Here is a 24,305-nt window from a genome sequence, read left to right on the forward strand (position 1 = left end):
CCTCTGGAGGGATATGGTTCAATGCGGCAGGCGCAGGCTGGCCCTGAGGCCGCCAAGGGGGCTGTCGCTGAGGCGGAGGTCACCGCCATGTGCGCGCGCCGTATCCCGGGCGAGTGTCAGGCCGAGCCCTGTGCCCGGCGTGTTCTGGGTTCGGGCCTCGTCCAGCCGCATGAACGGCCTGAAAGCGTCCTCCCGGCGCTCTGGCGGTATGCCCGGTCCATTGTCGTCGACATGTATATCAGCCGCATGCGGACCGTCCACAAGTGTGATCTGCACATCGGTGGCAAATTTCATGGCGTTCGAGATCAGATTGCTGACCGCCCGCTTGATGGCGAGCGGACGTCCATTGACCGCAATCTCATCCGGACCGTTCACAATGATATGCGGTCCAAAGCCAGCGGCGGCCTCCCGCACCAGCTCAGACAAGTCGAGATCGCTTGCCTCGTCGCCTTCCTCGCCGCGCGCAAAGGTCAGGTATTCGTCCAGCATCATCGACATGTCATCGAGGTCCGAGCGCGCCGCCCTGATGTCGTCAGTCTCCTCCATCATGGCAAGGGCCAGTTTCAACCGGGTGAGGGGGGTGCGCAAATCATGACTGACGCCCGCCAGCATCGCCGTGCGTTGTTCGGTAAAAGCGGTCAGACGGTTCTTCATGTCGATTACGGCGCGCGCCGCTTCGCGCACCTCATTGGCCCCCGAAGGCCGGAAGTCGGGAGCGTCGCGCCCCCGGCCAAACGCGCGCGCGGCTTTCGACAGGCGCAGGATGGACCGGACCTGCTGGTTCAGGAACGCAATCGCCAGTGCGATCATGAACAGGGAGAACAGGATCACCCAGACAATAAAGATGTGTGCATTGGCGACGAATACGCGCTTTCGCTCGACAATGATCTCCACTGTGCGCGGCCCGGACGCGAAACGCAGGTGCAGCATGGAGTCTCGTGGATTGAGCGCCGTCTCCACCGGCACGCCCAACCGCGTCTCCAGTTCATTGTCCAGCGTGCTGCTATAGGCAAACCGGTCCAGATAGCTGGACGATGCCAGCGCCTGTTCCGGGCTTTTGCAGGTAAAGGTCAGGTCCAGCCGTTCATCAATGGTGCGATGAACCGAAGGCGAGTCTTCGCGGCGATCACAATAGGCCTGGATCAGGCTGGCATCCCGCGCGATAGACTGGGCTAGCTTGCGGTTCACCTCGGCAATGTGGCTGTCGTAATAATACCAGGTCATCAGTGACAGGATCAGCACGACAGGCGTAATGACCATCAGCATGCTGCGGGCATACAAACCGCGCGGTGTGATATCCCTCAGGCGAAACATCATCTCAGTCCGGCATCAGGCGATACCCGATACCGCGCACAGTCTGCAAATGTATCGGTTCGCGGGGATTGGGTTCGATCTTCCGGCGCAGGCGCGTGACCTGAACATCGACAGAGCGTTCCATGCCGGCGGAGGTCAGCGACGCCAATTGTTCGCGGCTGACGGGTTCGCCGGGGCTGCCGGCCAGCACGGTCAACAATTGCAGTTCGGCTTCCGTCAGCCGGATACGCTTGTCGCCTTCCTTCAGTTCGCCGCGCTCTGCATTGAAGATCAGGCCTGACATTTCGACCTCGGCAGGGGGCTCTGCCTTGTGAGAGCGCCGCAGGATGGCTGCACAGCGCAGGGATAATTCCTCGGGTTCGAAGGGTTTGGCCAGATAATCATCGGCGCCATGCTTCAGTCCTTCGATCCGACTGGAGGCCTCGCCCTTCGCGGTCAGCAGCATGACCGGAGTCTCGCGGTTGCGACCTTCGCGCATGGATTTCAGCAGGGAGAGGCCATCTTCGCCCGGCATCATGATGTCCAGCACGGCAAGATCGAATTCCATCGCCTCCATCATCTTGCGCGCGCCGGCAGCGTCAGGCGCAGATGTCACGCGGTAGCCTTCACGCGTCAGGTAGCGCTTCAACAGATCGCGAATCCGGTCGTCATCATCGACAACGAGAATATGGGCGACATCTTGAGTCATCGTGTGAGCGAATCCAGAACCTTGCGAGCACCTTCAACCGCATCCGGGCCTGCGGCGCGATAGGCCAGTCGCAGTCGTTCTCGCAACACAATGGTGATCTGCGTGGTCAGCGTGGTGCCGACGTCCGACAGGGTGAGCGTCCGGCGGCGCTTGTCGCTGGCTTGTTCTCGCTCGCGTTCGATCAGTCCGCGCTTGTCGAGTTCGCCAATGATACGGGCGAAAGTCGGCACCGTCATGCTCAGGGAATCCCGCAAATCGCCCACCGTCTGGCCGGGCGCGTAGCGTATAGCCATGAGAATTTGCAGCTCTGGCTTGCTCAGCCCAGCCTTGTGTCGCGCCTCTTCTGCGGCTCTCATCAATTCCGCACTGCCGGCCAGCAAGAGTCCCACGCCGCGGTCAAGCTCCTGATCCATAAGGAAAAGGCGCGGATCGAACGGTCTATTCAGGTTGACGTCAGGGGCCATGTTCTGAAATGAACGCAAAAAATGCTATAAGTGCAAGCGAGGAGCGCTGAACTATTATGTCTGCATATGACGATCGCGACGGTTATATCTGGATGGATGGCGAATTCGTGCCGTGGCGGGACACGAAAGTTCATGTGCTGACCCACGCCCTGCACTACGCCTCTTCGGTATTTGAAGGCGAGCGCGCCTATGGCGGCAAGATCTTCCGCTCCCTCGACCATTCCAAACGTCTTCACAATTCCGCTGAGATCATGGGGTTCGAAATCCCGTTCTCGGTTGAACAGCTGGAGCAGGCCAAAACCGAAGCGCTGGCGAAATCCGGTCTGGAAAGCGCCTACGTCCGCGCTGTTGCCTGGCGCGGGTCTGAAATGATGGGCGTTTCGGCTCAGAACAACACGATTCATCTGGCGGTCGCCGTCTGGCATTGGGGCGATTACTTTGCGGACAAGATGAAAGGTATTCGTCTGACGCACGCCAAATGGCGTCGCCCGGCGCCGGAAACCGCGCCATGCCACGCAAAGGCTGCGGGCCTCTACATGATCTGCACCCTGTCCAAGCACGCCGCTGAGCGTGATGGCTACGCCGACGCCCTCATGCTGGACTATCGCGGGCAGATTGCCGAAGCGACCGGCGCGAACATCTTCTTCGTCCGCGACGGCGCCCTGCATACACCGACACCCGATTGCTTCCTGAACGGCCTGACCCGTCAGACGACGATCAAGCTGGCGAAGGAACGCGGTATTGAAGTGATCGAACGGGCCATCTTCCCGGACGAGCTATCGACCTTCAGCGAATGCTTCATCACGGGCAGCGCAGCGGAAATCACGCCTGTCGCAGAGATCGGCGAGCATGTGTTCAAACCGGGCCAGATCTCCGAGACTCTGGTCAATGATTATACAGCCCTGGTGAACGGCAAGCTGGAGCTGGCGCTATAAGGGCGCCAGCGCAAGCTGTACGAAAAGTAACTGAGGCCCTGAAGGGCTGGCTGGTAGGGCTTTCACCCATGGGGGGAGCCTGGAAACAATTCGCACGGGAACGACTGCCCTATGTGGCGGGATCATTGGGTCTCAATGGCCTGATGCTGTTCCTGTTCGCGCTTGCCTTCGGACATAAACTGCAACCCGCGCCGCCGCCTGAAGTTTTTGAGGTGGACATCGTCGAGTTGCCGACAATACTCCTGCCAGAGCCAGAGCCAGAGCCAGAGCCAGAGCCAGAGCCAGAGCCAGAGCCAGAGCCAGAGCCAGAGCCAGAGCCAGAGCCAGAGCCAGAGCCAGAGCCAGAGCCAGAGCCAGAGCCAGAGCCAGAGCCAGAGCCAGAGCCAGAGCCAGAGCCAGAGCCAGAGCCAGAGCCAGAGCCAGAGCCAGAGCCAGAGCCAGAGCCAGAGCCAGAGCCAGAGCCAGAGCCAGAGCCAGAGCCAGAGCCAGAGCCAGAGCCAGAGCCAGAGCCAGAGCCAGAGCCAGAGCCAGAGCCAGAGCCAGAGCCAGAGCCAGAGCCAGAGCCAGAGCCAGAGCCAGAGCCAGAGCCAGAGCCAGAGCCCGAATTACCGCCGACTCCGGAACCTGAACCCGTCATCGAGCCGGTTGAGATTCCCGAACCTGAACCGGAGCCGATTCCGCTGCCGGATCCGGAACCATTGCCGGAAATCGAGCAGGTTGCTGATGAGCCGTTGCCGCCTGTCGAAACGCCAACGGAAATCGTGATCGAGGATCCAGTCCCGGAGCCCGAACCTCTCCCCATCGCGGTGGAGGAGGAGACCCTGCCGGAGCCAAGCCCCGGACTTCCGGTAGAAGAGGCGCCGGAAGAGCCTGCCTTGCCAGAAATCGAGGAGTTGCCAGAAGACCTTCCCGACACGCTCGAAACGCCGGTCGAGGATGCGGAACCGGACCTGGAGACCGAGCCCCTTCCGGATGAGCTGCCCGAACTGCCGCCGGAAATGCCGGTGGAGGATCTGCCGGAGACGCTTCCCGAGGAAGAGCCCGAAGATCTCCCAGAAGAACAGCCGATCCCCGTCGAGCCGGAGTCCGACCCGCCTGAAGAAGACCTGCCCATCGCACCGGAGTTGGAGATTGAACCGGCCCCAGAACCGGAGCCTGATCCCGAACCTCCTGTGGTGCCAGTTGAGGAGCCTGTCGAGGATGCGCCGCCGGAAGAGCTGGAACCTGAAATTGAACCAGAGCCGGCCCCCGCCGAGGAGGCTCCGCCCGAGGTCGACCTGCCGGATGTTGAGTCGCCTGAGCCGGACCCCGAGGAGGCGATCATCCTGCCGGAGCCTGCGCCGGAGGCAGCCCCGGTACCTGCGCCAGCCGACGACATATTGCAGACAATCGCGCCACCTGTGCGACAACCGGCGACAAGTGCGCGACCTTTCGCGACACCGCGCGACACGGGGCGACGGCCTGCGCCAAGTATTCCCGGCATAGAATTTGCCCTGCCACCCCCGGCAATGGGGGGCGGAGGCGGGGCCCTCAGCGCCCTGATGTGTCATAAACTGACGGAAGAACAACGCATTAAGGCGAAGTGCGACCTTGAGGCGACCCGCGAGGCTTATCAGGATGCCGCCAATGCCGGGCTAGACCGCGACGAGCAGAGCCGCCTCGACGGCGCCTACGACACCCAGCTCCGCTCAACCCTCCCCAACGACACCGCCTTTGAAAGCTTCCTGAAGCGCAATGACGGCGTTCAGAAGTACATGCTGGACGGGATAGACAACACAATCTTCATGGATCGCAAGCCCGAGTCTGAACGCCAGCATGACCAATTGATGCGCGGCGACAAGATGGATTGGGAAGACGAGGTCTTTGACGCCCACAATGACGAGGAATAGGGCCTGAAGGTCTATCGGCTTGACTCAGATGTGCGACTCCGCCAACGGCTGAATTCATGAAGAAAGTTACCGTCTCTGTCCGCCCGCTGGCGCATTTTGAAGGGCTGGAATTGCCCACTTATGAAACGGTCGGATCGGCCGGAATGGATGTGCGCGCAGCCGTGCCGGAAGATGACCCGATCCTGTTGCAGGCGGGTGAGCGGGCCATGATCCCGACCGGCCTGTCAGTCGCCATTCCGCAGGGCTACGAGATCCAGGTGCGCCCCCGTTCAGGGCTAGCCGCCAAGCATGGCCTGACCTGCCTGAACACGCCTGGTACGATCGACAGCGACTATCGCGGCGAGATCAAAGTGATCCTCATAAACCTCGGCCAGTCTGCCTTCACCATCAATCGCGGGGAACGGATTGCCCAATTGGTGCTTGCCCCTGTAACGCAGTTGGCGTGGGAAGAGGTGGACGCGCTTGACGAAACCGAGCGCGGCGAAGGCGGCTTTGGGTCAACTGGCAAATAAATCCGGTTTCTTCTTGAACAAGCATTCATCGCTCCTTACATATTGAATATCGATAAGTTCAGGAGAGCGGTGCATCCGGCGAATTGCGGATCCATCCAATAAACGGGGGAGCTCCAAACGACTGGCTTTCGACAAGATTGCTGAGTCAGAAAAGGAGCCCAAACCGTGTCATTCTTCGCTTTTATCCTGTTTGTCCTCGTGATCATCATGGTCGCCCGGTCGGGGCGCTCGAACGCGCCACAGGCACGTGCGGAAGATGATCGCATTGGTGAACTGGCCGAACGGGTCAGGACGCTGGAGGCCATCATTCTTGACCGCGACCGTCGCCTGCGCCGCGAGATTGACGGTTTGAGGTAAAGGAGGGGCACCAGCGGGAGAAGATATCTCCTGTACGGCCTGCCCAATGCTTAGTATTCAAAAGACATTTAGAGGAGTGCCCCAATGGACCCGATCTTGATGGTCGTTCTTATTGTGCTGATTTCGGTCGGTGCCGGTGTGGTGAACAATTACCTGAAACTGAAGGCAAATTCGGCGTCAGACATTGCGTCAGATGCTGATTTTCAGAAGGTTCTGGGTGAGGTCGACCGCCTGAAAGAGCGTGTGCGCGTCCTGGAAAAGATTGTGACCGATCAGGAGCGTCAGCTGTCAGAGGAAATCCGGAAACTGGCCTAGTTTCCGCCGCCGCCAGGAATGCGCATCTTGCGGCGTTGGGCTGCAATCTGAGCTTGCGTCTTTTTGGTGGGCGAGCTGCCGAGATCGGAGCGGAGCAAGACCCTGCGCTGACGGCGTTCGTTGATGGCTTGCATGGCGCTCGCCCTTTCGGTTGGTTTCTGAATGCTCATCACACGGAAACAATGCGTCAGCTTTATGATCGTTTCGTTAACGCCGCATTAGGGGATTGGATTACGATCAGGCCATGATGCAGACGGTCAAAGCAACTGGTCTTCGGCTGTCGCGAACTTGGCGAGCAGGTAAGCGTCCGTATCCTCAATCGTGTCGAGTTTTCCGAACGCGAAGGCGTCGCGATCAAGGACCAGGTCCCGAGGGCGTAATTCCCGGCTGATAGATAATCCATCCAGTGAGCGTGCGCGGGAAAACGCGACATAGGCCTGCCCATGCGCGAACATGCCGGAGTCGAAATCAATGAACACCTTGTCCAGCGTCAGGCCCTGCGCCTTGTGGATGGTAACGGCATAGGCGAGCCGAAGCGGCATTTGCTTGAAGGTGCCGACAACTTCACGTTTCACCTTCTTGGTTTCGGGGTCCAGTTCGTAGCGGTATTTCTCCCACGCGGTGGGCTCGATCTCATAGACATGATCATCGATTTCCACGATGACGCGGCTGCCGGAAAAGCCCGCGACCGTTGCCAGCGTACCGTTTACCCAGCGTCCTTCGGGATCATTCTTGATCAGCATGACCCGCGCGCCTTCCTTCAGTTCAAGGTCGGCTTCGGTCGGGAAGGCCTTCTCCTCGAACTGCCCCTGCACATCGGCTTCGAAAATTTGAGAGCGTGTGTTCAGACCCTCCAACCTCGCTTGGTTGATGCGGTAGGCATTGGCGTTGTTCGGCGTCAGCACGACATGGGTTTCGGATGCCTCGACAGCAGATTTCGAACTGACGAGACCGCGCAGAACCGCCTCATCATTCGGGGTGACGCGGCCCGTGCGCAACGCGCCAAGGAGAGCCAGGAAGCGGGGTTCGGCCTGCCGGAAGACATGTTTCAACGCCAATAGCGAGAATTCGGCGTCCTTGAAGGCCGGGGCGTTGAAGAAATAGCTACCGCCATATCGCTCCCGGAGAATTGGTGTTTCTTGGCCGGAAACAACCGGGGGCAATTGGTGAAGATCGCCCGACAGGATCATGCGCACGCCACCAAACGGGCGCTTAGAGGCGCGGTTCAGCTTCAGGCTCTTGTCTATGGCGTCAAGCATGTCCGAACGAACCATCGAGATCTCGTCAATGATCATCGTGTCGATCGCTTTCACCAGCCTGGTTGAGCGCAGGCGTTTGATGTCAGTCGGTTCGATCAGGCGTGGCGGGAATTTGAAAAACGAATGGATGGTCTGCCCGCCAGCGTTCATCGCAGCCACACCGGTCGGGGCCAGAACGATGGCCTTTTCGCCAGCGCCAGCCAGAAACTTGCGAAGCATTGTGGTCTTGCCCGTTCCGGCCCGGCCAGTGAGGAACAGGTTGCCTTGGGCGCCCGTGCCGGAGGCGACCCATTTGGCGGGCGCAGCATAGATGGAGTCGGGAGTGTTCTCGGTGGTCACGTTTCTGGCTTAACGGCGTTTTACAGGGAAGGCGAGGGCAAGCGCTGCCGGGAAAGGAAAAGCCCCCGAAGAATGACTTCGGGGGCTTCCTGTCAGCCATAAAGGTGCGTGCCGGGCTTAGCCAGCGATACGGCGGACATAATCATATGCGCCCTTGCGGCTCTCACGCTTGCGCGCGGGCTGGAACGCCACTTTCGCATGCTCAGAGCAGTATGGGCCGCAGTCCGCCTTGCGGCCGCAGAAGGCGAATTTCGGATCCGCAGGATCACCGATTGGCCATTTGCACATGGAATCCCGCAGCGTGAGGATGGAGGCTGGCTCGCCGTCGGCCTGTTGCAGCGGCGGCAGGGGAGCCATGACTTCGGTGCGTTCAGCAGCGGGACGCACTTCCGGCGTCTCCGGTGCGGCCGGCGCCGCGACCTTGACGCTGCCGTCTGGCAACACGCGTGGTTTTGGACGGGCCAGGCGCGGCGGGCGTTTGACGGGGCGCGACGGTGTTGCGCGACCCGACAGGCCCAGACGGTGGACTTTGCCGATCACCGCATTGCGGGTGACGCCCCCCAATTGTTTGGCAATCTGAGAGGCTGAATGGCCCTCTGCCCAGAGTTTCTTCAGCACGCTTACCCGTTCTTCGGTCCAGGACATGGTTGGTCTCTCCCAGCTCGGATCAGGATCGTTAACACTTTCGATCCATCAGCCCCAATATATTGAGATGGCTTGGTACGCGCCATCCGCTCAGCACCTAGATATCGTATCAGGAGCGTAACGAAACACAACATGCTGAGAAGGCTTTCCACAGGCTTTCTACATCTTGTGGTTAACTGCGTCAGCCTGTGGACAAAGTTTGTGCATCGAAATTTGCGTGCTTTTTCCGAGTCTTGCCCCTCGCAGACTCAGGCAAAGACGCCTAAATACCGCGCATGACAGATACTGCGACCGAACAGACTTCCGCCCGCCGCCAGGTTCGCCAATATGGCCAGTTCAACGGTTTGGGCCTGTGGACCCTGTTCAAGCGTGAGATTGGCCGCTTTCTGAAAGTGTGGATGCAAACCGTGTTTGCGCCTGTCGTGACCACGCTTTTGTTCATGACCGTGTTCAAGCTGGCGTTCGGTGACCGCGGTCGACTGATGGGTGACTTTGAAGGGCTCAACTACATTGAGTTCCTCGCGCCGGGCCTGATCGTCATGGCGATCCTTCAGAATGCCTTTCAGAATACGAGTTCCAGTCTGGTGCAGGCGAAGTTCAATTCCACCTATGTCGACTTCCTGATGCCGCCATTGTCGCCGATGGAACTGACCATCGGATTCATCGGTGGCTCGGTTGTGCGCGGCCTTCTGGTGGCCCTGATCTCGGCCATCGGCATCCAGTTGAGCGGACTGGCCGACCTGACCGTCGTTCATGTCTGGCCGATCCTCTGGTTCAGCATCACATCCGCGATTGCCCTCGGCGCGCTGGGCGCCATTGGAGGCATCTGGGCCGACAAATTCGATCATCTGTCCGCCGTGACGAATTTCGTGATCGTCCCGCTCACCTTTCTGTCGGGCACCTTTTACGACATCAAGGTGATGTCCGAGCCATTCTACACGATGGCGCTGCTGGACCCCTTCTTCTACATGATTGACGGGTTCCGTTATGGTTTCCTCGGGGTTGCCAACAGCTCTGTCATTGTGGGGGTCTGGGTAACCGGATTGTTGGCGCTCGCTGGCATCCTCGCTGTCTGGCTCATGTTCCGGTCGGGGTACAAGCTCAAGGCATAGCGACTCCCCTCAGGCGGGAGCGGCATTGACGCTCCACTTCTGCCCCCCTTGAATAAAGCCAAAATTGGCTGGGGCCAGAAATGGAGACCATAATGGGTAATGGAAAAATCCTCGCAGGGGCCGCCTTGTCGGCCATGATGCTGGCAGGTTGCCAGATGATACCGGCGGAGCAGACCGTCGCGCAGTATTGCGCGGATCCTGACAAGGCCACTGAGGCCGTCTGCAAGCTGAAGCTGGAAATCGACGGAAACACGACCGCGCTTGCCGATACGGACATGCGCCTCTCACAGGCCCGTTCAATGGCCGATAATGCGACCGAGGCCGCTGCGCGTGCGCAGGCCAGCGCTGATGCCGCACAGGCGCAGGCTGATGCAGCACTCGCAATGGCAGAGGAAGCCAACAGCAAGGAAGTGCAGTGCGAGACGCGCACCATCCAGAATTCTGACACGGGTTCATGCCGGCCGGGCTATGCGCTGACCAGCTGTACGCAGACGCGCTACACCTACCGGGCAGGGGGCATGTCCATCCTGCGTGAGATCAATGACGAGCAGTGCCGGTTCAATAGCCGTGTGCTCGAGATGCAGGTGCGTTGCTGTGCTGTGTCCGGCTCAGCCCCTGAGCCGGAAGATACGCTGGTCGAGAACGAAATTCCGCCGCAGCCACCTCAGCCAGAAGCGCCAAAAGAGCCTGTGCCGGTTAGCCCATAGTCGGCGCGACAGCCTCAAAATGATGACGCCGCCAAGACCTGTCTCGGCGGCGTCGCTGTTTGGCGCGCTATGTCGCGTATTGTCACTGATCGTCACATAGTGTCGCCGGATGTCGCTATTCGTCGTCCTGCAGGAAGTAGAAGTCGCCACCCGTGGTGCCATCGGTATAGACCGGTCGCTGTTTCTGACCTGTGCGGGCAGCCACCGCATCCTGGACCCGTTTGAAGACGACGTTTGCCGGGTCATCGAGCGTGCTGATCAAATTGGCGAGTTCTTCGGAATAGATGCCGTCATCGGCCGCCGTCTTGCCGGGTTCCGTGGCGAACGCCTGGAAGACGCCGGATGCCCAGCCGACCGGACTGTAGGCGCGCATCAGGCCGCGGCTCTGATCATCCATGACTGTCCGGCAGGCATCAAAGACGATGAAGGAAGTCGGCGCAACAGTTGTCGATACGCGGTTGAAGATCTGTTCGAAGCTGACGCCGAAGTCACGAATATCCTCCGGCGAGGCGCCCGGAATGTCGGTGGGCAAGATGAAGTTCGTGCCCTCAACATTCACGCCATGGCCGGAATAGTAGAAGAAGGTGACCGGGTAGGCACCGGCATCCTTGCGGGCTTTCGCCATGCGCCCGAGAAGGCTGAGCGCGCGCACCGTTTGTCGCTGGCCAAGGTCTTCGCATTGCAGGACCGAGAAGCCGACATCCGTCAGCGCGGCGGTGATGCGGTCGCCATCCTGATGCGTCACGCTGAGGCGACTGACGGGAGGCGAATAGGCCAGATTGCTGAGCACCATGGCCTGCCGGTCGGGGTTCGGCCCGTTGATCCATGTGCAGCCAGCGATTTCCGTATCCGGCAGCAAGCCGCTCGCAGCGTTTGCGATTTCTGCCGCGCTCATCGCGGACGCATCGCTTACCCCCGTCGGCGGGGCAGACAATGTGCTGGTCAGGGGCGCAACCGGATCGCTGTCGCTTTCAACGGATCTGTGCGCGCTGATGCTCGTATCCGGATCAGGGCCGGGATCGGCAAGAAGCGTATCCAGCGAGACGACCTTGATTGACAGCGGAATGGTCTTCACGGCCTTGGCCATCTTCTGGCCATTCACCTCAACCTGCTGGGACACTGTGAAAGTGAGGTCTGGCGAGCCTTCCTGAGTGGGAACGACTTTCCATTGCCAGAGTGTTGGCTCGCCCGGAATGAGCGGCTGTTCCTCCGGCGTTGTCGCTGTCAGGTCATATCCGTCGCCGACGATGGATGCCATCATCACGCCACTGGCGCGCACCGTATCGAATTCCAGCGACAGTGCGTCCTGTGTGCTGTCAGGCGCGAGACCTGTGCCCATGATGGAGCGCAGAGATTCATCAATCTCTGCCTCGCTCGTGTCGCGCTGGATCGGTTGAATGGCCACTTCAAGGAAATAGGGCTGGCCCAGCACCATCTGCTCTGGTGCGTGATGGGCGATCCGGCCACTGTCAAACGCATTCGCGGACTCGGCTGCCAGTTCCGAATAGCGATAGTCCCATTCCGGGCAATTCATGACGAATGCAGAATCGTCGATTTGGATGGTCTCGCTCCAGAAACAGAGCTGCTTGTCCATCAGTCCGGCTTCGAAGCCTTCGCCGGCAAGGTCCTTGGCCAATGCGTCCAGCGTCTCCGTCAAATTGCCCTGGATGCGATGGGTTGCCTGTTCGAACTCGCCAGAGCCGCCCTTGTCACATGTGATCAACAGGGTGCGCGGCGCAGAGATTTCCGCCTGGCATATTTCGACATTCTCAGCGCCGGCGGCCGTCTCGAGGTCGCTCAGATCGCCGCCTTCGGCCAGTGCGTCGAGCCATTCCAGCATGTCCGGGTCGTCGGCATGCAGCTCGCGCAGTTCGTCGAGATCTGTCTCGCTGCCAAACTCCAGCGCGAGACCTGGCTCTTCTTCGGCATAGTCGTCGCCTCGAACCGGATCAGGTTGATCCCGGCCGGGTCGGACAGGGCGGCCGGGATTTGGGCTGGAGCCGGGGGCGGCCGCTCTGGGCGGTTCGGGCTGGACCTGAACGGGTGCAGGTGCGGGCGGAGGCGGGGGGGCAGGCTCCTGGTCGATCGGGGCGGGCTCAGGCGCTTCCACCGCTGGTTCGGGTGGCGCGCCGGCGGGCTCATCCATCGCATCATATTGGGCGCTGCAGGCGGCGAGGAGCGCGGCCAGCACAATTGCGCCGAGGCCTGTCATGAATGAGTTGATCCGCATCACCATCCCCTTGGTTCCTGTGGTTAACAGGAAGTTACACGGGATTGGATGGCCTGCCAATTGAATGCGGGTTCAACCGGGTGGCGCAGGGCGCAGGCGGGGCGATCAGGCGGGCGTCAGCTGGAACCGGTACAGCATGGGATAATGATCTGATCCGCAGGGGCGCAGGCGGTGGATGCCCAGCAATCTGAAATCATCCGTGACAAAGGCATGGTCCAGCGGCCAGGCCAGAAACGGGTTTTGCGCGCCATAGGAATTGTAGAGGCCGCGTCCGCGTTTCGGATCGCAGAGGCCGGCATGTTGCTTGAACTCCTTTACCATCCAGGACCAGCCGACCTCGTTGAAGTCCCCGATCACCATGGCGGGGCGGTGTTGCTCGCGCAGTTCATCGGCGACGATCATCAGCTCGTCATCAAGGTGCTGGGTGTCGTCGCGCGGGCGGGGCGGGCGCGGGTGGATGCAATAGAGGCGCACTTCGCGGCCGTCCAAATCCATGTCCACGGTCAGGGAGGGGACATGGTCCTGACAGAAATACCGTTCCTGCACTTCGCTGACGGGATAGCGCGAATAGAAGAGGAGGCCGTTATGGGCTTCCTTGTCGAGAAGGTATGTATGGGGATAATCTGCCTCCAGCGGAGAGAGGGCCTCTCGCCAGCGGGCATTGGTTTCCGAGAGGAAGACCACATCGGCCTCACTGTCACGGATGCGGGCCAGCACGGCGGCATGGTCTTCATTCTCCTGCAGCACATTGATCAGCAGCACGGAGAGCGGCGTGCCCGGCATGCCCGGCCGGGCGCGGCGCAGTTCGCGTTTTCGACCGGGCAGGTAGGGCCAGATATCCAGTGCACAGATGACCAGCGCGACCGCATAGGTCATCAGCAGGGTGGCATTGCCGATCTCGCCTGCCGGATACAGCGCCAGATAGAGCAGCAGCGCGGCGAGCAGGATGAGGCAGGTTTGCAGGCGGCCATAAATCCAGACGCGCATCCACCAGATTTCGGTGCGCAGCTTTGGCGCGATGGCGGCAAACAGGCCCCACACGCCGATCAACACAAAGACAGGTTCGATCAGGGCGAGCATGGGGAAGGGGCCTTTCCGGGCGGCGTGTGACGGGGTGTGTTGCCCTATCTACGCGTGAGACCGGAAGAGAGTTGCGTGCCCGCCGCACGATCCGGGGGCAGATCACGCAGGTGTGATCTGTGTTCCCGTCAGCACAAACATCCGGACTGGCGCACGCCATCCGGGTATCCCGTATTCCCGGCCCCTGATGGAACCGACAGCGCGGCGGGCGCCGTGGCGCTCCGCCTGATGATTTGTAGATGGCTACGGAGTGGAGCGTTACCGCCCGCCGCGCCGGAGATGCGGAAATGAGGAGAGTTTGTCATCCCGGAAAGCGCCTCGCGCTTATCCGGGACCCACCCCGCAAGAAGGCACCCATGCTGCTGGGTCCCGGATATTTGCTCACGCAAATTCCGGGATGACAGGCACGGGAACCCCGTGGGGCGGGTCATGACCCGCCAGCCCGCCCTACCGATTGCTGAGCGCGCGAGGCGATCACCACGCTGACCCTGCAGGGCCATCACGCCCTTCGCCGACAAGGTCGGCGGCTTTCTGAAGGCCGAACAGGCCGCCCTCCCGACCCTCATCCAATGGTGCCACGCGAACGGGTATGGGTATTATGGTGATGTGTAGGGAAGGAAGTCAGAATTCCAAGAACACTTAGTTTATTCAATCAAACAACGGGAGGGTGGAATCGTCTTTTGTTCTGATATTTGTTTCGATCTCCTCTCCGATGATTATGGCTCGAAGGATTTCACCGCGTCGAATTCTGTTTTTCCGGTCGTTTGCAGCTTGAACAGAAGCGCGATCGAAAGCTTGAGCCATTCGGCTGTTCTCAAACATTCTGGTTGAATCTAGAGTAAGAAAAAAGTCGTCTAAACGCTCGTAGACAAGGTTGGGATTTAGTTGAATTGCTTCGAGGTTCAACAACTTGTCGAGTTCGACAATTACGTTCAGAAGATTGTTTTGCTGCCAAACTTTACTAGTTTCAGCAAACCCGCAGCTCTCAATAAATTCTACCACATTTTCGAACCGATTTCGAATTTCTGCCTCGTGAGGAAACTCATCGTTGTATATCTCTAAGTACTCTTGAAGCCGATCATCTCGGTTGAAGTATCCCTGCATCATTGTGATGATCAGAGTCAGAGCATAGCGTACATCTCCCATTCGCTTTAATTGTGCCGGTTTGAAGAAGCGTCGCGTTGCGAAAATATCGTTGAGAACTAATTGCTCTGCAAATGTCTTCAAAGGGCCGTCGTAGATCGCATTATTTATTTCCATCGCATTGAGGTTGTAAGAGGTGATGTTAATACGGCGGAATATTTCTACGATTTCCTTCAAAGGCGTATCTCCAAGATTTCTCACCACAACCGGGTACTCCAGAAATGCTCGTTTCTGGCTGTCGGTAAGATCTTTGTACGGAGGTAAGTCTGGAGGCAGTTTGAAGTCTGATGAGTCAGAAAAGTACTCAACGATTGTGGAAACTCGTTGTTGGCCGTCCACGATCATCGTCGTGCCTTTGCCCGTGGCGGTATCAATTTCGCCGTTGCAAAAATAAATCTCAGGAAACGGATAACCGAGTAAAATTGTGTCGATAAGTCGAGCTTTGTCTTTCTGTGACCAGACCTTCCTCCTCTGAAATGCAGGCTTCGGGACTAAGCTGCCATCCTGCACATCTTTGATAATTTCATGAATTCTCTTACTTGATGTCACGATGTTCATATTAGTATCCACTCATCATGGTGTGTTTCGTGCCTTCCAGCTTTCTCTTCATAAAATAGTCGTTACGAAAAAGAGCGACAGAAACTTCAAGCTTTGATCCTATTGCATAGTCAGAAATTGCTACACTTTTCTCGCGCCATCGACGATACCATGGGTGACGGAAGGGTATTTGGTCTGCTCTCATCCAGCCACGATACAGGAATTCACTAAATTGGGAGAAGTCGCGAAAACTATATTTCCGAAAATACGGAAATCGGTCGTAAACGTCTTGCCAAATCGTATCGAACAGCTGGGTAGATATGATCGTGATATCTACATCGGATTCTTCGGAGAAGGGGCGCCCCGGGAGCTTTATGATCTCACCGTTCAAGAGCTTAGGGGTCGGAGAGAAACCATATCTTGCAGATCCCATAATGTGTACGCAATCTTCGTCAACTCCAAACTGTCGGGCGGTTTCAGAAACCAGCTCATCACGCTCTTTACCGAAGATTCCAACGTCGCGGTGATTAATTGTCCATTCAAGGAAATCAAAACCTTGATCGGAGCTGATCACTTCCTTCAGCGATGAATAGGAAATTAGGGCCTCGATTGGGGTAGAAAACAAGATCGGCAATTCGTTCGACTTTAAAATGGCATATTAGATGGCAACGATGAAAAGTCGAAAACAGGATTTACCAACATCTACAGCCCCAGCTCCTCTTCCCTGAGCCGCTTCACTTCGTCCCTCAGACGCGCAGCCTCTTCGAACTCGAGGTTCGCGGCGGCTTCGCGCATTTGTTTTTCGAGGTCCGCGAGGACGGCTTTGAGGTTGTGGCCGGATTCACCTGCAAGTGGCAAGGCTTTTGTTTCCGCGACGCCGCGCGTCTTGCCTTTGGCCTTGTCCTTGCCGCGGCCGCGCGCGCGGGGCGTGTCGGATTTTTCGCCGAGCTCGCCGAGGATGTCGGCGACGGCGCGCTTGATCGTGGTCGGCGTGATGCCGTGTTCCTCATTATAGGCGATCTGTTTGGCGCGGCGGCGTTCGGTCTCCTCCATCGCGCGCTGCATGCTGCCCGTCACCTTGTCGGCATAGAGCACGACGCGGGCATCGGCATTCCGCGCCGCGCGGCCAATGGTCTGCACCAGGCTCGTCTCTGAACGGAGGAAGCCCTCCTTGTCCGCATCGAGGATGCCGACAAAGCCACATTCGGGAATGTCGAGCCCCTCGCGCAGGAGGTTGATGCCGACCAGAACATCAAACTCGCCAAGGCGCAGATCCCGGATGATCTCGATCCGCTCGATCGTGTCGATGTCGGAATGCATGTAGCGCACCTTCACGCCATGCTCGTTGAGGAAGTCGGTCAGGTCTTCCGCCATTTTTTTCGTCAGGGTCGTGATCAGGCTGCGATAGCCCTTGGCGGCGACATCCTTGACCTCTGCCATGACATCATCGACCTGGTTGGCGCCATCCTTCGAGACGGGGCGCACCTCGACCGGCGGATCGATCAGGCCGGTCGGGCGGATCACCTGTTCCGTGAACACACCGCCGGTGCGGTCCAGCTCCCACGGGCCGGGCGTCGCCGAGACGTGCACCGTCTGCGGGCGCATCGCGTCCCATTCCTCGAATTTCAGGGGGCGGTTGTCCATGCAGGAGGGGAGGCGGAACCCGTATTCGGCCAGTGTGGATTTGCGGCTGAAGTCGCCTTTGTACATGGCGCCGATTTGCGGCACGGTCTGGTGGCTCTCATCGGTGAAGACGAGGGCGTTGTCCGGCAGGTATTCGAACATGGTGGGCGGCGGGTCGCCCGGCTTGCGCCCGGTGAGGTAGCGGGAATAATTCTCGATGCCGTTGCAGCTGCCCGTGGCGGCGAGCATTTCGAGATCATATTGCGTGCGCTGCTGGATGCGCTGGGCCTCCAGCAATTTGCCGTGCTTTTCGAAATGGTCGATCGTCTGCTTCAGCTCCGCCTTGATCTTCTCGATCGCCTGGTTGAGCGTCGGGCGCGGCGTGACATAGTGGCTGTTCGCATAGATCTTGATCGCAGGCAGCTTCTGCATGGTGCGGCCAGTGAGGGGGTCGAACTCGGTGATGCTCTCCAACTCGTCGCCGAAGAAGGAGAGCTTCCAGGCGCGGTCCTCGAAGTGGGCAGGGTAAATGTCGACCACGTCGCCCTTCACGCGGAATGTGCCGCGGACGAAGTTCATGTCATTGCGCGTATACTGGTTGGCGACGAGCTGTTCGGCCACGGTGCGCGGGTCAATGCGCTGGCCTTCTTCCAGTTTGAACGTCATTGAGGTGTAGGTCTCGACCGAGCCGATGCCGTAGATGCACGAGACGGACGCCACGATGATCACGTCGTCGCGCTCAAGAATGGCGCGGGTGGCGGAGTGGCGCATCCGGTCGATGGCCTCGTTGATGGAGGATTCCTTCTCGATATAGAGGTCAGAGCGCGGCACATAGGCCTCGGGCTGGTAGTAATCGTAGTAGGAAACGAAATACTCGACCGAGTTCTCGGGGAAGAAGGATTTGAACTCGCCATAGAGCTGGGCGGCGAGCGTCTTGTTCGGCGCGAGGATCAGGGCCGGGCGCTGGGTCGCCTCGATGATCTTGGCCATGGTGAAGGTCTTGCCCGTGCCCGTCGCGCCGAGCAGCACCTGGTCGCGCTCGCCCGCGCCGATGCCCTCGACGAGTTCGGGGATCGCGGTGCGCTGGTCGCCCGCCGGCTCGTAGTCGGAATGCACCTTGAAGCGCTTGCCGCCCTCCAGCTTGACCCAGTCCCGGTCAGGCCGGTGCGGGGTCCAGTTGTCAGACGGCAGGGCGCCCGCAGCATCGCGCGCGAACCCATCAAGCGAAAACACGCTGGGCGCTTCAGAAACGCCTTTCGGGGGAGGGGGAGGAGCCATGCCGCCAGATATGGGGCGAGCGAGGGGAGGTGTCTAGGGTGTTCTTGTTGTGTTCGGCTATGCGGAGGCGAAGTTTGCATCACGGCGCCGTTGCCGTTTTATGCGTTCCAGCATTTCGGGTTTGGTCAGCTTAGCTGGCAAAGTAGAGCGGGTTTCAAACAGTTCCTTGAAGATTGCCTGAAGGTCTTGCTTAGTGACTTTGCGGGCAAGAGCATTCAATTCGGCGTCGAACTTTGAGGGCTCTGCTTTCAGTTCTTTCAACTTTCGGGTCAAACTAACATAGTCTTTCGCAGCAGAAGGCAGCTTCTGCTTCTTTAGGAATGCGCTGAACTCCAAGATAGACATTGCGCCAAACCTCTTAAGTGCTTTCTCAAGAGCCTCAGCGTCAGCTGTACTGATTTCTAGAGTGTTAATCTTTCCAATCAGTTCTGTAATTTTCATCTTTTAGTCTCCGCAGAAGAATACCAGTAGCACGTTTGAAAACGCGTCTTGCTTCGCCGCTGACATAGTAGGCGATTTGGTCAGAATGCTGTGAGATAGATGACCGGTCTGGGATTCGTGCATTTCTAAGAACGAGTCCTTCTCTATGCCATGTATCTGAAACGGCATCTTCCACTGCCTCCAACTGCTCCAGTTCGGAGGGTTTGAACTTTGGAACTCGTCTGTTCGGTGGGTCTTGATCTATCATCGTGGGAATAACTCCCAAAAGGTTCAGGTAGGGGAAGAGTTCTGCGCGGTGTTCCTCAAACTCCTTTGATAGGTACCCGACAGCCTGCGCCGAGGGCTCATCTAATATCACTGGTATCACAACGTGCGTGGATGCGCACAAGGCGTTTATGGTGCTCGTGGTAAATCTGGGGCCGCAGTCAATAATTATGATATCCCAGTCATTCTGACAAAGGGGGTCGTGCAAAATCCGCTTCATCGCGAAACGAATATCGTAGGAGGACCCATCGGCTGCCCAATTTGCAAATAACTCCATCTCATCACGGAATAAAATGTAGTGAGCAGCCAATAGGCCTATGTTGGGGTGGCCGTCGAAACGGTGAATGTGCTGTCGCACCTCGGAGTAGGGGCGATCTTCCAACAATAGATACGAGTTTGCATCCAGGCGATCTTTATTCATTGAGGAGGCTACCATTAAGGAAAGCGTGCCTTGGTAGTCGAAATCTACGAAAAGTACTCTTGCGCCTTTGGTTTCAAGGTGAGCTCCCACGTTAGCGGCTACAGTAGTCTTTCCTACTCCCCCCTTCATGTTGATGAATGAGATTATGGGTGTGGAAACATCCGGCTTTTCCATTGGTTCTATGGAGCCCATACTCCGTTCGCGCAGCCAAACTTCTCTAAGTACTCGAGCCCGTTTTGGTGCGAGCACACTTGATCGCGTTTTGGTTCCAAACAGGCTTTTGAAAAAGCTTGTGAATCCGAACCAAGCGGACAGGATCCTTTGCAGTAGACCGCCAACAATAAGTATAGCTGCTAGAGACAACGATATAATGGGCCAATAGGACTCTGGAATGAAAGATGCGTACTGTTCGAGAAATTGAATTATGTTGTGCTGAATATCTTCCATATGCTCCCCCACTAGAGGTAGATAAGCATCAAGAAGAGTTCTCGTGAAGTACTCTGTGTAGGTGAAAGAGTATGTTTCGAACTCGCCTGATGGCGATTACACAAAATTGAGGCGAGCTAAATGCCCCCCCTCACTCAATCCCGTATCGAGACTGTCCGTCGTCATATGGCGTTGGAGGTGACGCATGACTGGGACGCGGTTTTGGAGACGTTTTAGCATCTGCGGTATGAGATGCATGGGGGCGGGCAGGTGTTTGACGGGGCGGAGGCCGTGCGTCGCTATTTCGAGCTGTCGCGCACGCCCTTCCCGGACCAGGACAATGAAATCATCTCGATTGCCGCCGATGAGGCGGCCGACACGGTGCTGGTCGAATTCTGGTTAACCGGCACGCATACCGGCCCATTGAGGGTGGGGGACCGGGTGATCCCGCCCACCGGGCACAACTTCAGGGTGCGGATGGCGGCCTCGTTCGAGTTCGCCCCTGGCAGCGACAAGATAATTTGCGAAAGACCCTATTTTGATCAGGGCGCAGTTCTACGTGGGCTAAAGCTTGCATAAGTAACTATGCCCTGTACACATTCGTTAAGGGCTGGAAACCACTATAACGTCAAGCGTTGGACCCTGATGACCGACTTCGCAAATTTCAACCCTGACTTCGGTCGGGGCCTTCCTGAATTGCCACACAATGATGTTGTGCAGGATAACGTATCCGCCTGGATCGTTCTGGACGACTACACACAGGCCCGCAGCGTGCAGGTGCGCGATATCTGCGCAAAGGGCGCGTGGCTGCAAGTCGGGGGCTGGGGCAACCTTCCCGACACGTTTTACCTGCTCGTGAAAACCACACCGGGCGATGCAAGTTTCCGCGTCGAGTGCGTTCAGCACTTGCGTCAGGATGAAGTGGTGGGCGTGAAGTTTCGCCGCCCCCTGTCGCCGGCATTGCTGGCCGGAGTGGTGCGGCAACAGCCGGAAGACCTGTAGCAGGACAGGCGAGGGCCACGCCCTGCGAGGCGGCGCTTATGCGCCGTCTTTCTTGGCCTTTTCCTTCTTGCGCAATTCCCGCATGAGATCTTCCAAACGCTGTGATGGCGGGGCTTTCAGGCTGTCTTCAAAGGATTTTCTCAGCGCTTCGCGCAGAATCTCGTCCGAGCGCGAACGGCCCGTGCCATCACTATCGAAGTGGCGATTTCTCTTCGTCAGGATGAGTCTCTTCCCCGAGTTTCTTGCGCTCCCCCAAAGGGATACCCTACGCCAGATGAAGCTCAGCTGACTAGAAAGTTTTCAAAGCTTTGTCGATGCGGGTTTGCGGATTTTTTTTCCGGCTCTCGCAATTGTTATGCTCGACGGCTGAAGGCGGTCTCTCGTTGCAAGCGCACTGGCGCGCATGCGGTCGCGCGAGGGGCCTCGAGGTTCAGACTCGGTAAGCTTTGTGTTCTGTTTTGGTTACTACAGAACACGTACTTTCCAGAATTGTGATTCAACTGTCAGGGGACGGTTAAAGTAGAGGTTCCCCTAACACGCGAGTTGAAACGTTCGGACACAAAGCGTGAATGATGTTCCATATGCCCGGGGCTGGAAAATTTTGCATCAAATTTGACCGATCCATTCAACGGGACTTCCACCTCAGTGTGTCAGAACGGGGCGTAACGATACGGGACGAACCTGTTCCGCTTTGTGTCAGACAGTGAATTTCACGGACCGACGAGCAGGTCGGGACGGGGGCATGGAAGGGTAGTATTTGCTATGGCAAAGACGGTTTTGGTAATTGATGACGATCCAACCCAGCGGCGGCTTTTACAAGCAGCAGTTGAAAAGGCCGGCTTCGCGTGTCGCACGGCTCCGGACGGTGAAGCGGGGCTTGCGCTCGCGTCGGATCCGAAGGACGGCATTGATGTGGTCCTGCTGGACCTGACCATGCCGGGCCTGTCGGGCATGGACACGTTGGAGCGTCTTTCGGCCAAACGGTCGGACCTGCCGGTGATCATGCTGACCGCCACGAGCGGGATCGACACGATTGTCCAATCCATGCGTCGCGGTGCGGTCGATTTCATCGTGAAGCCCGCCAACCCCGAACGCGTCGTTGTCTCGATCCAGAATGCGCTGAAGCTGCAAACCTTGTCGGGGGAGGTCAAGCGCCTGTCCCGCAAGGCGGAAGGCGGCATGAGCTTTGACGACATGATCGCCAGCGCGGCGCCGATGCGTCAGGTAGTTCGCCTGGCTGAACGCGCAGCGAGCTCTGAGATTCCGGTCCTGATCCTGGGGGAAAGCGGTGTGGGTAAGGAAGTCGTTGCCCGCTGTATCCAGGGCGCGTCCGGCCGGGCCGGAAAGCCTTTCGTGACGGTGAACTGCGGCGCCATTCCGGAAAACCTGGTTGAGTCGATCCTGTTCGGCCACGAGAAGGGGGCCTTTACCGGGGCTGTATCAAAGTCGCTCGGCAAGTTTGTCGAGGCCGATGGCGGCACGCTGTTCCTGGACGAGGTCGGGGAGCTGCCGCTGGATGCGCAGGTCAAACTGCTCCGTGCCCTGCAGGAAGGGGAGGTGGACGCTGTTGGCTCTCGCCGCCCGACCAAGGTGGATGTGCGGATCATCTCGGCCACGAACCGAGACCTGTCGCAGCAAGTGTCCGAAGGCACGTTCCGCGAAGACCTGTTCTATCGCCTCAATGTGTATCCGATCGACATGCCGGCGCTGCGCGAACGGCGCGATGACATTCCGGCGCTGGTCGATCATTTCGTCAGCCGCTTCAATGCCAGCGAAGGCGCAAAAGTGTCCGGCGTTGCCGACGACACGATGAAGATGCTGTACGCCTATGACTGGCCGGGCAACGTCCGCCAGCTGGAAAATGCTGTCTTCCGTGCAGTGGTGCTGTGTGATGGCGATCAGCTGCGCCCGCAGGATTTCCCGCAGATCTCCGGCCAGATGCCGGATGTGTCCATGTTGCCGCAAACGCCTGCCGGCGTCATGCCAGCGGCTGCCGATACGGTGCCCCAGACCGGCGGTAATGGTCCGGTTGCCATTCAGGATGAGGTCGGAGAGATTCGTGCGTTGAATGATATCGAGCGCGATATCCTTCAGTATGCGATTGATTTCTATGAGGGGCATATGAGCGAGGTGTCACGTCGCCTGGGCATCGGGCGCTCAACGCTTTACCGCAAGGTACGTGAGTATGATCTCGACGTGCGGGACGAGCGCAAGGCAAGCTAGGCCAAGGTGCAAAGGGAGTTTCCGGCCAAGACCGGACGGAAAGCCTCGCCACATCGGCGGGGCTTTTTAGTTGGGGGTTGGCATCGCATAGGACATGGTCACATCGCAGCGTTCATAGCGGTGGCCATAGCGGCGCATGATTTCCGCGTCATGCCGAAAGCCGTACTTCTCATACAGGCGGATGGCCGCCTCGCATTTTGAATTGGTCAGCAGGAACAGGTCCTGCACCTTCATTTCGCGGGCGCGTTTCAGGATCTGGCGCATCAGGAAGTCTCCGGCGCGGCGCCCCCGCGCGGAACTCAGGACGCCCATCTTGGTCAGTTCCACGCCGCCATCTTCCATAGGCATCAAGGCGCAGGTGCCAATGATGCCCAACTCCGGGTCGCGGACAAAGAGAATGGTACCGCCCTTGTCGATCACTTTCGCGCGCGGATTTTCGATCATGGCGATGTCTTCGGCCTCCAGCCGGAACATCTCTTCCACCCATTCGCGCGAGATGCGGTCGAAATGCGGGGCGAGGTCATCCGTGAACTCCACGATTTCCAGCCCAGCGGGGTTGGCGACATGCTCGATCCGGGCAGAGAGCGGATGCTCGGCAAGGCGCGATTCCACGAGGCTGATTTCGGCAAGCAAGTCATGGTCCGGAAACGCGCAGAGCTGCTGCGCGGCGTCGCGTACGGCGGGCCAGAAGCTGGCGCGCATTTCGGCGATGAGCGCCTGACCAGCGGGTGTAAGGAATATTTCCTTCTGGCGATTGTCGCCCTCAACGGCTCGCGTATCGGTCAGGCCCATGCCCTGCAAGGCATTGTGAATGCGCGTAATGGCGGGCTGGCTGACGCCGGTGGCCTCCACTGCGGCGGACACGCTGAGCGGCCCGCTCGCCTCCAGTGCGGCGATCAGGGGAAAATGCGTGGTCTGGATCGGATAGGCGCGATTGTCGAACACGCTGACCGCTTCGGCCTGTAGCCGGTCGGCGAGGCGTTTCAATCGGCTGGCCAGACCCAGATAGCCAACCTGTTCCAGAATATCTTGCGACATCGAGTTAATCCATAATCAGTTATATAACGCGTTATCTAATAGCCCCCGTGCCAGGAGGCGTCA

General features: G+C 58.5%; 24 protein-coding genes. 10 read left to right on the forward strand and 14 right to left on the reverse strand.

Going from position 1 to position 24,305, the window contains the following annotated elements; genetic code table 11:
* Positions 1-18: 18 nt before the first annotated feature.
* From HY36_RS14605 to HY36_RS14615, 3 genes are read right to left on the reverse strand one after another with little or no spacing between them, the layout of a single operon-like run.
* The gene (locus HY36_RS14605; RefSeq protein ID WP_162176005.1) at positions 19-1,314 is read right to left on the reverse strand and encodes an ATP-binding protein; all 1,296 of its coding nucleotides are present in this window, start codon (positions 1,312-1,314) and stop codon (positions 19-21) included.
* A gap of 4 nt (positions 1,315-1,318) precedes the next feature.
* A complete protein-coding gene (locus HY36_RS14610) occupies positions 1,319-2,002 on the reverse strand; it encodes a response regulator (RefSeq protein WP_035554362.1) in 684 nt (227 codons plus the stop codon).
* Positions 1,999-2,466, reverse strand: a complete 468-nt coding sequence (locus HY36_RS14615) for a MarR family winged helix-turn-helix transcriptional regulator (RefSeq protein ID WP_035554363.1) — start codon at positions 2,464-2,466, stop codon at positions 1,999-2,001. The genes HY36_RS14610 and HY36_RS14615 overlap by 4 nt, the downstream gene beginning before the upstream one ends.
* Positions 2,467-2,522: 56 nt before the next feature.
* Here HY36_RS14615 and HY36_RS14620 point away from each other — a divergent pair, with 56 nt between their 5' ends.
* The 5 genes from HY36_RS14620 to HY36_RS14640 all read left to right on the forward strand — a co-directional run bounded on the left by HY36_RS14620 (position 2,523) and on the right by HY36_RS14640 (position 6,474).
* Entirely contained in the window at positions 2,523-3,401 is an 879-nt protein-coding gene (locus HY36_RS14620; RefSeq protein WP_035554365.1) for a branched-chain amino acid aminotransferase, read from the forward strand.
* Between the two features lie 68 nt (positions 3,402-3,469).
* Complete coding sequence (locus HY36_RS18685; RefSeq protein ID WP_051602830.1) at positions 3,470-5,290, forward strand: hypothetical protein; 1,821 nt, start codon at positions 3,470-3,472, stop codon at positions 5,288-5,290.
* A 56-nt stretch (positions 5,291-5,346) separates the two neighbouring features.
* A complete protein-coding gene (gene dut / locus HY36_RS14630) occupies positions 5,347-5,802 on the forward strand; it encodes a dUTP diphosphatase (RefSeq protein WP_035554366.1) in 456 nt (151 codons plus the stop codon).
* 165 nt (positions 5,803-5,967) lie between these two features.
* Positions 5,968-6,159 (forward strand): hypothetical protein, encoded by a 192-nt coding sequence (locus tag HY36_RS14635; RefSeq protein ID WP_035554368.1) that lies wholly within the window; start codon positions 5,968-5,970, stop codon positions 6,157-6,159.
* Positions 6,160-6,243: 84 nt separating this feature from the next.
* The gene (locus HY36_RS14640; RefSeq protein WP_051602831.1) at positions 6,244-6,474 is read left to right on the forward strand and encodes a hypothetical protein; all 231 of its coding nucleotides are present in this window, start codon (positions 6,244-6,246) and stop codon (positions 6,472-6,474) included.
* Here HY36_RS14640 and HY36_RS18455 read toward each other — a convergent pair.
* From HY36_RS18455 to HY36_RS14650, 3 genes are all read right to left on the reverse strand, one after another.
* Entirely contained in the window at positions 6,471-6,644 is a 174-nt protein-coding gene (locus HY36_RS18455; protein WP_155841958.1) for a hypothetical protein, read from the reverse strand. The two genes, HY36_RS14640 and HY36_RS18455, sit on opposite strands and share 4 nt — an antisense overlap.
* Positions 6,645-6,731: 87 nt before the next feature.
* On the reverse strand, positions 6,732-8,072 hold the full coding sequence (locus tag HY36_RS14645; RefSeq protein ID WP_035554371.1) for an ATP-dependent DNA helicase: 1,341 nt from the start codon (positions 8,070-8,072) through the stop codon (positions 6,732-6,734).
* A gap of 117 nt (positions 8,073-8,189) precedes the next feature.
* Positions 8,190-8,717, reverse strand: coding sequence for a GcrA family cell cycle regulator (locus tag HY36_RS14650; RefSeq protein ID WP_051602832.1), 528 nt, complete (start codon positions 8,715-8,717; stop codon positions 8,190-8,192).
* 275 nt (positions 8,718-8,992) lie between these two features.
* On the opposite strand from HY36_RS14650, the gene HY36_RS14655 reads away from it, so the two are divergent.
* Both HY36_RS14655 and HY36_RS14660 read left to right on the forward strand, forming a co-directional pair.
* Positions 8,993-9,829 (forward strand): ABC transporter permease, encoded by an 837-nt coding sequence (locus tag HY36_RS14655; protein ID WP_035554374.1) that lies wholly within the window; start codon positions 8,993-8,995, stop codon positions 9,827-9,829.
* A gap of 92 nt (positions 9,830-9,921) precedes the next feature.
* The gene (locus HY36_RS14660; RefSeq protein ID WP_199285772.1) at positions 9,922-10,536 is read left to right on the forward strand and encodes a hypothetical protein; all 615 of its coding nucleotides are present in this window, start codon (positions 9,922-9,924) and stop codon (positions 10,534-10,536) included.
* A 115-nt stretch (positions 10,537-10,651) separates the two neighbouring features.
* Here the strand turns inward: HY36_RS14660 and HY36_RS14665 are convergent, their stop codons facing one another.
* From HY36_RS14665 to HY36_RS14695, 7 genes are all read right to left on the reverse strand, one after another.
* The gene (locus HY36_RS14665) at positions 10,652-12,766 is read right to left on the reverse strand and encodes a caspase family protein (RefSeq protein WP_155841960.1); all 2,115 of its coding nucleotides are present in this window, start codon (positions 12,764-12,766) and stop codon (positions 10,652-10,654) included.
* Positions 12,767-12,871: 105 nt separating this feature from the next.
* Positions 12,872-13,846 carry an endonuclease/exonuclease/phosphatase family protein gene (locus HY36_RS14670; protein ID WP_051602833.1) on the reverse strand — a complete coding sequence of 325 codons (975 nt, stop codon included), beginning with the start codon at positions 13,844-13,846 and terminating at the stop codon, positions 12,872-12,874.
* 648 nt (positions 13,847-14,494) lie between these two features.
* Positions 14,495-15,547: a DUF262 domain-containing protein gene (locus HY36_RS14675; RefSeq protein ID WP_051602834.1), complete on the reverse strand. Its 1,053-nt coding sequence runs from the start codon at positions 15,545-15,547 to the stop codon at positions 14,495-14,497.
* A 1-nt stretch (position 15,548) separates the two neighbouring features.
* The gene (locus tag HY36_RS14680; protein WP_162176006.1) at positions 15,549-16,151 is read right to left on the reverse strand and encodes a hypothetical protein; all 603 of its coding nucleotides are present in this window, start codon (positions 16,149-16,151) and stop codon (positions 15,549-15,551) included.
* 77 nt (positions 16,152-16,228) lie between these two features.
* Positions 16,229-18,427: an excinuclease ABC subunit UvrB gene (gene uvrB, locus HY36_RS14685; protein ID WP_035554382.1), complete on the reverse strand. Its 2,199-nt coding sequence runs from the start codon at positions 18,425-18,427 to the stop codon at positions 16,229-16,231.
* A gap of 57 nt (positions 18,428-18,484) precedes the next feature.
* Positions 18,485-18,868, reverse strand: a complete 384-nt coding sequence (locus tag HY36_RS14690; protein WP_155841962.1) for a hypothetical protein — start codon at positions 18,866-18,868, stop codon at positions 18,485-18,487.
* Positions 18,837-19,727, reverse strand: a complete 891-nt coding sequence (locus tag HY36_RS14695) for a ParA family protein (protein ID WP_162176007.1) — start codon at positions 19,725-19,727, stop codon at positions 18,837-18,839. The genes HY36_RS14690 and HY36_RS14695 overlap by 32 nt, the downstream gene beginning before the upstream one ends.
* A 504-nt stretch (positions 19,728-20,231) precedes the next feature.
* On the opposite strand from HY36_RS14695, the gene HY36_RS14700 reads away from it, so the two are divergent.
* From HY36_RS14700 to HY36_RS14710, 3 genes are all read left to right on the forward strand, one after another.
* Positions 20,232-20,558: a nuclear transport factor 2 family protein gene (locus HY36_RS14700; RefSeq protein ID WP_273011696.1), complete on the forward strand. Its 327-nt coding sequence runs from the start codon at positions 20,232-20,234 to the stop codon at positions 20,556-20,558.
* A 66-nt stretch (positions 20,559-20,624) separates the two neighbouring features.
* A complete protein-coding gene (locus tag HY36_RS14705) occupies positions 20,625-20,981 on the forward strand; it encodes a hypothetical protein (protein WP_035554388.1) in 357 nt (118 codons plus the stop codon).
* 762 nt (positions 20,982-21,743) lie between these two features.
* Positions 21,744-23,204 carry a sigma-54-dependent transcriptional regulator gene (locus HY36_RS14710; protein ID WP_035554391.1) on the forward strand — a complete coding sequence of 487 codons (1,461 nt, stop codon included), beginning with the start codon at positions 21,744-21,746 and terminating at the stop codon, positions 23,202-23,204.
* A gap of 66 nt (positions 23,205-23,270) precedes the next feature.
* On the opposite strand, the gene HY36_RS14715 is transcribed toward HY36_RS14710, so the two are convergent.
* Positions 23,271-24,242, reverse strand: coding sequence for a bifunctional helix-turn-helix transcriptional regulator/GNAT family N-acetyltransferase (locus HY36_RS14715; protein WP_035554393.1), 972 nt, complete (start codon positions 24,240-24,242; stop codon positions 23,271-23,273).
* Positions 24,243-24,305: the final 63 nt, after the last annotated feature.

The organism is Hyphomonas atlantica corrig., from assembly GCF_000682715.1.
Lineage (GTDB): Bacteria > Pseudomonadota > Alphaproteobacteria > Caulobacterales > Hyphomonadaceae > Hyphomonas > Hyphomonas atlantica.

Excerpts from the sequence above, each read along its gene's own strand:
- HY36_RS14615 (WP_035554363.1), bottom strand. The coding sequence starts at position 2,466 with ATGGCCCCTGACGTCAACCTGAATAGACCGTTCGATCCGCGCCTTTTC.
- HY36_RS14650 (WP_051602832.1), bottom strand. The coding sequence starts at position 8,717 with ATGTCCTGGACCGAAGAACGGGTAAGCGTGCTGAAGAAACTCTGGGCA.
- HY36_RS14605 (WP_162176005.1), bottom strand. The coding sequence starts at position 1,314 with ATGTTTCGCCTGAGGGATATCACACCGCGCGGTTTGTATGCCCGCAGC.
- HY36_RS14655 (WP_035554374.1), top strand. The coding sequence starts at position 8,993 with ATGACAGATACTGCGACCGAACAGACTTCCGCCCGCCGCCAGGTTCGC.
- HY36_RS14670 (WP_051602833.1), bottom strand. The coding sequence starts at position 13,846 with ATGCTCGCCCTGATCGAACCTGTCTTTGTGTTGATCGGCGTGTGGGGC.
- uvrB (WP_035554382.1), bottom strand. The coding sequence starts at position 18,427 with ATGGCTCCTCCCCCTCCCCCGAAAGGCGTTTCTGAAGCGCCCAGCGTG.
- HY36_RS14620 (WP_035554365.1), top strand. The coding sequence starts at position 2,523 with ATGTCTGCATATGACGATCGCGACGGTTATATCTGGATGGATGGCGAA.
- HY36_RS18685 (WP_051602830.1), top strand. The coding sequence starts at position 3,470 with ATGGGGGGAGCCTGGAAACAATTCGCACGGGAACGACTGCCCTATGTG.
- HY36_RS14690 (WP_155841962.1), bottom strand. The coding sequence starts at position 18,868 with ATGAAAATTACAGAACTGATTGGAAAGATTAACACTCTAGAAATCAGT.
- dut (WP_035554366.1), top strand. The coding sequence starts at position 5,347 with ATGAAGAAAGTTACCGTCTCTGTCCGCCCGCTGGCGCATTTTGAAGGG.
- HY36_RS14660 (WP_199285772.1), top strand. The coding sequence starts at position 9,922 with ATGGGTAATGGAAAAATCCTCGCAGGGGCCGCCTTGTCGGCCATGATG.
- HY36_RS14710 (WP_035554391.1), top strand. The coding sequence starts at position 21,744 with ATGGCAAAGACGGTTTTGGTAATTGATGACGATCCAACCCAGCGGCGG.
- HY36_RS14715 (WP_035554393.1), bottom strand. The coding sequence starts at position 24,242 with ATGTCGCAAGATATTCTGGAACAGGTTGGCTATCTGGGTCTGGCCAGC.
- HY36_RS14705 (WP_035554388.1), top strand. The coding sequence starts at position 20,625 with ATGACCGACTTCGCAAATTTCAACCCTGACTTCGGTCGGGGCCTTCCT.
- HY36_RS14610 (WP_035554362.1), bottom strand. The coding sequence starts at position 2,002 with ATGACTCAAGATGTCGCCCATATTCTCGTTGTCGATGATGACGACCGG.
- HY36_RS14640 (WP_051602831.1), top strand. The coding sequence starts at position 6,244 with ATGGACCCGATCTTGATGGTCGTTCTTATTGTGCTGATTTCGGTCGGT.
- HY36_RS14675 (WP_051602834.1), bottom strand. The coding sequence starts at position 15,547 with ATGAACATCGTGACATCAAGTAAGAGAATTCATGAAATTATCAAAGAT.
- HY36_RS14700 (WP_273011696.1), top strand. The coding sequence starts at position 20,232 with ATGCATGGGGGCGGGCAGGTGTTTGACGGGGCGGAGGCCGTGCGTCGC.
- HY36_RS14665 (WP_155841960.1), bottom strand. The coding sequence starts at position 12,766 with ATGCGGATCAACTCATTCATGACAGGCCTCGGCGCAATTGTGCTGGCC.
- HY36_RS14695 (WP_162176007.1), bottom strand. The coding sequence starts at position 19,727 with ATGGAAAAGCCGGATGTTTCCACACCCATAATCTCATTCATCAACATG.
- HY36_RS18455 (WP_155841958.1), bottom strand. The coding sequence starts at position 6,644 with ATGAGCATTCAGAAACCAACCGAAAGGGCGAGCGCCATGCAAGCCATC.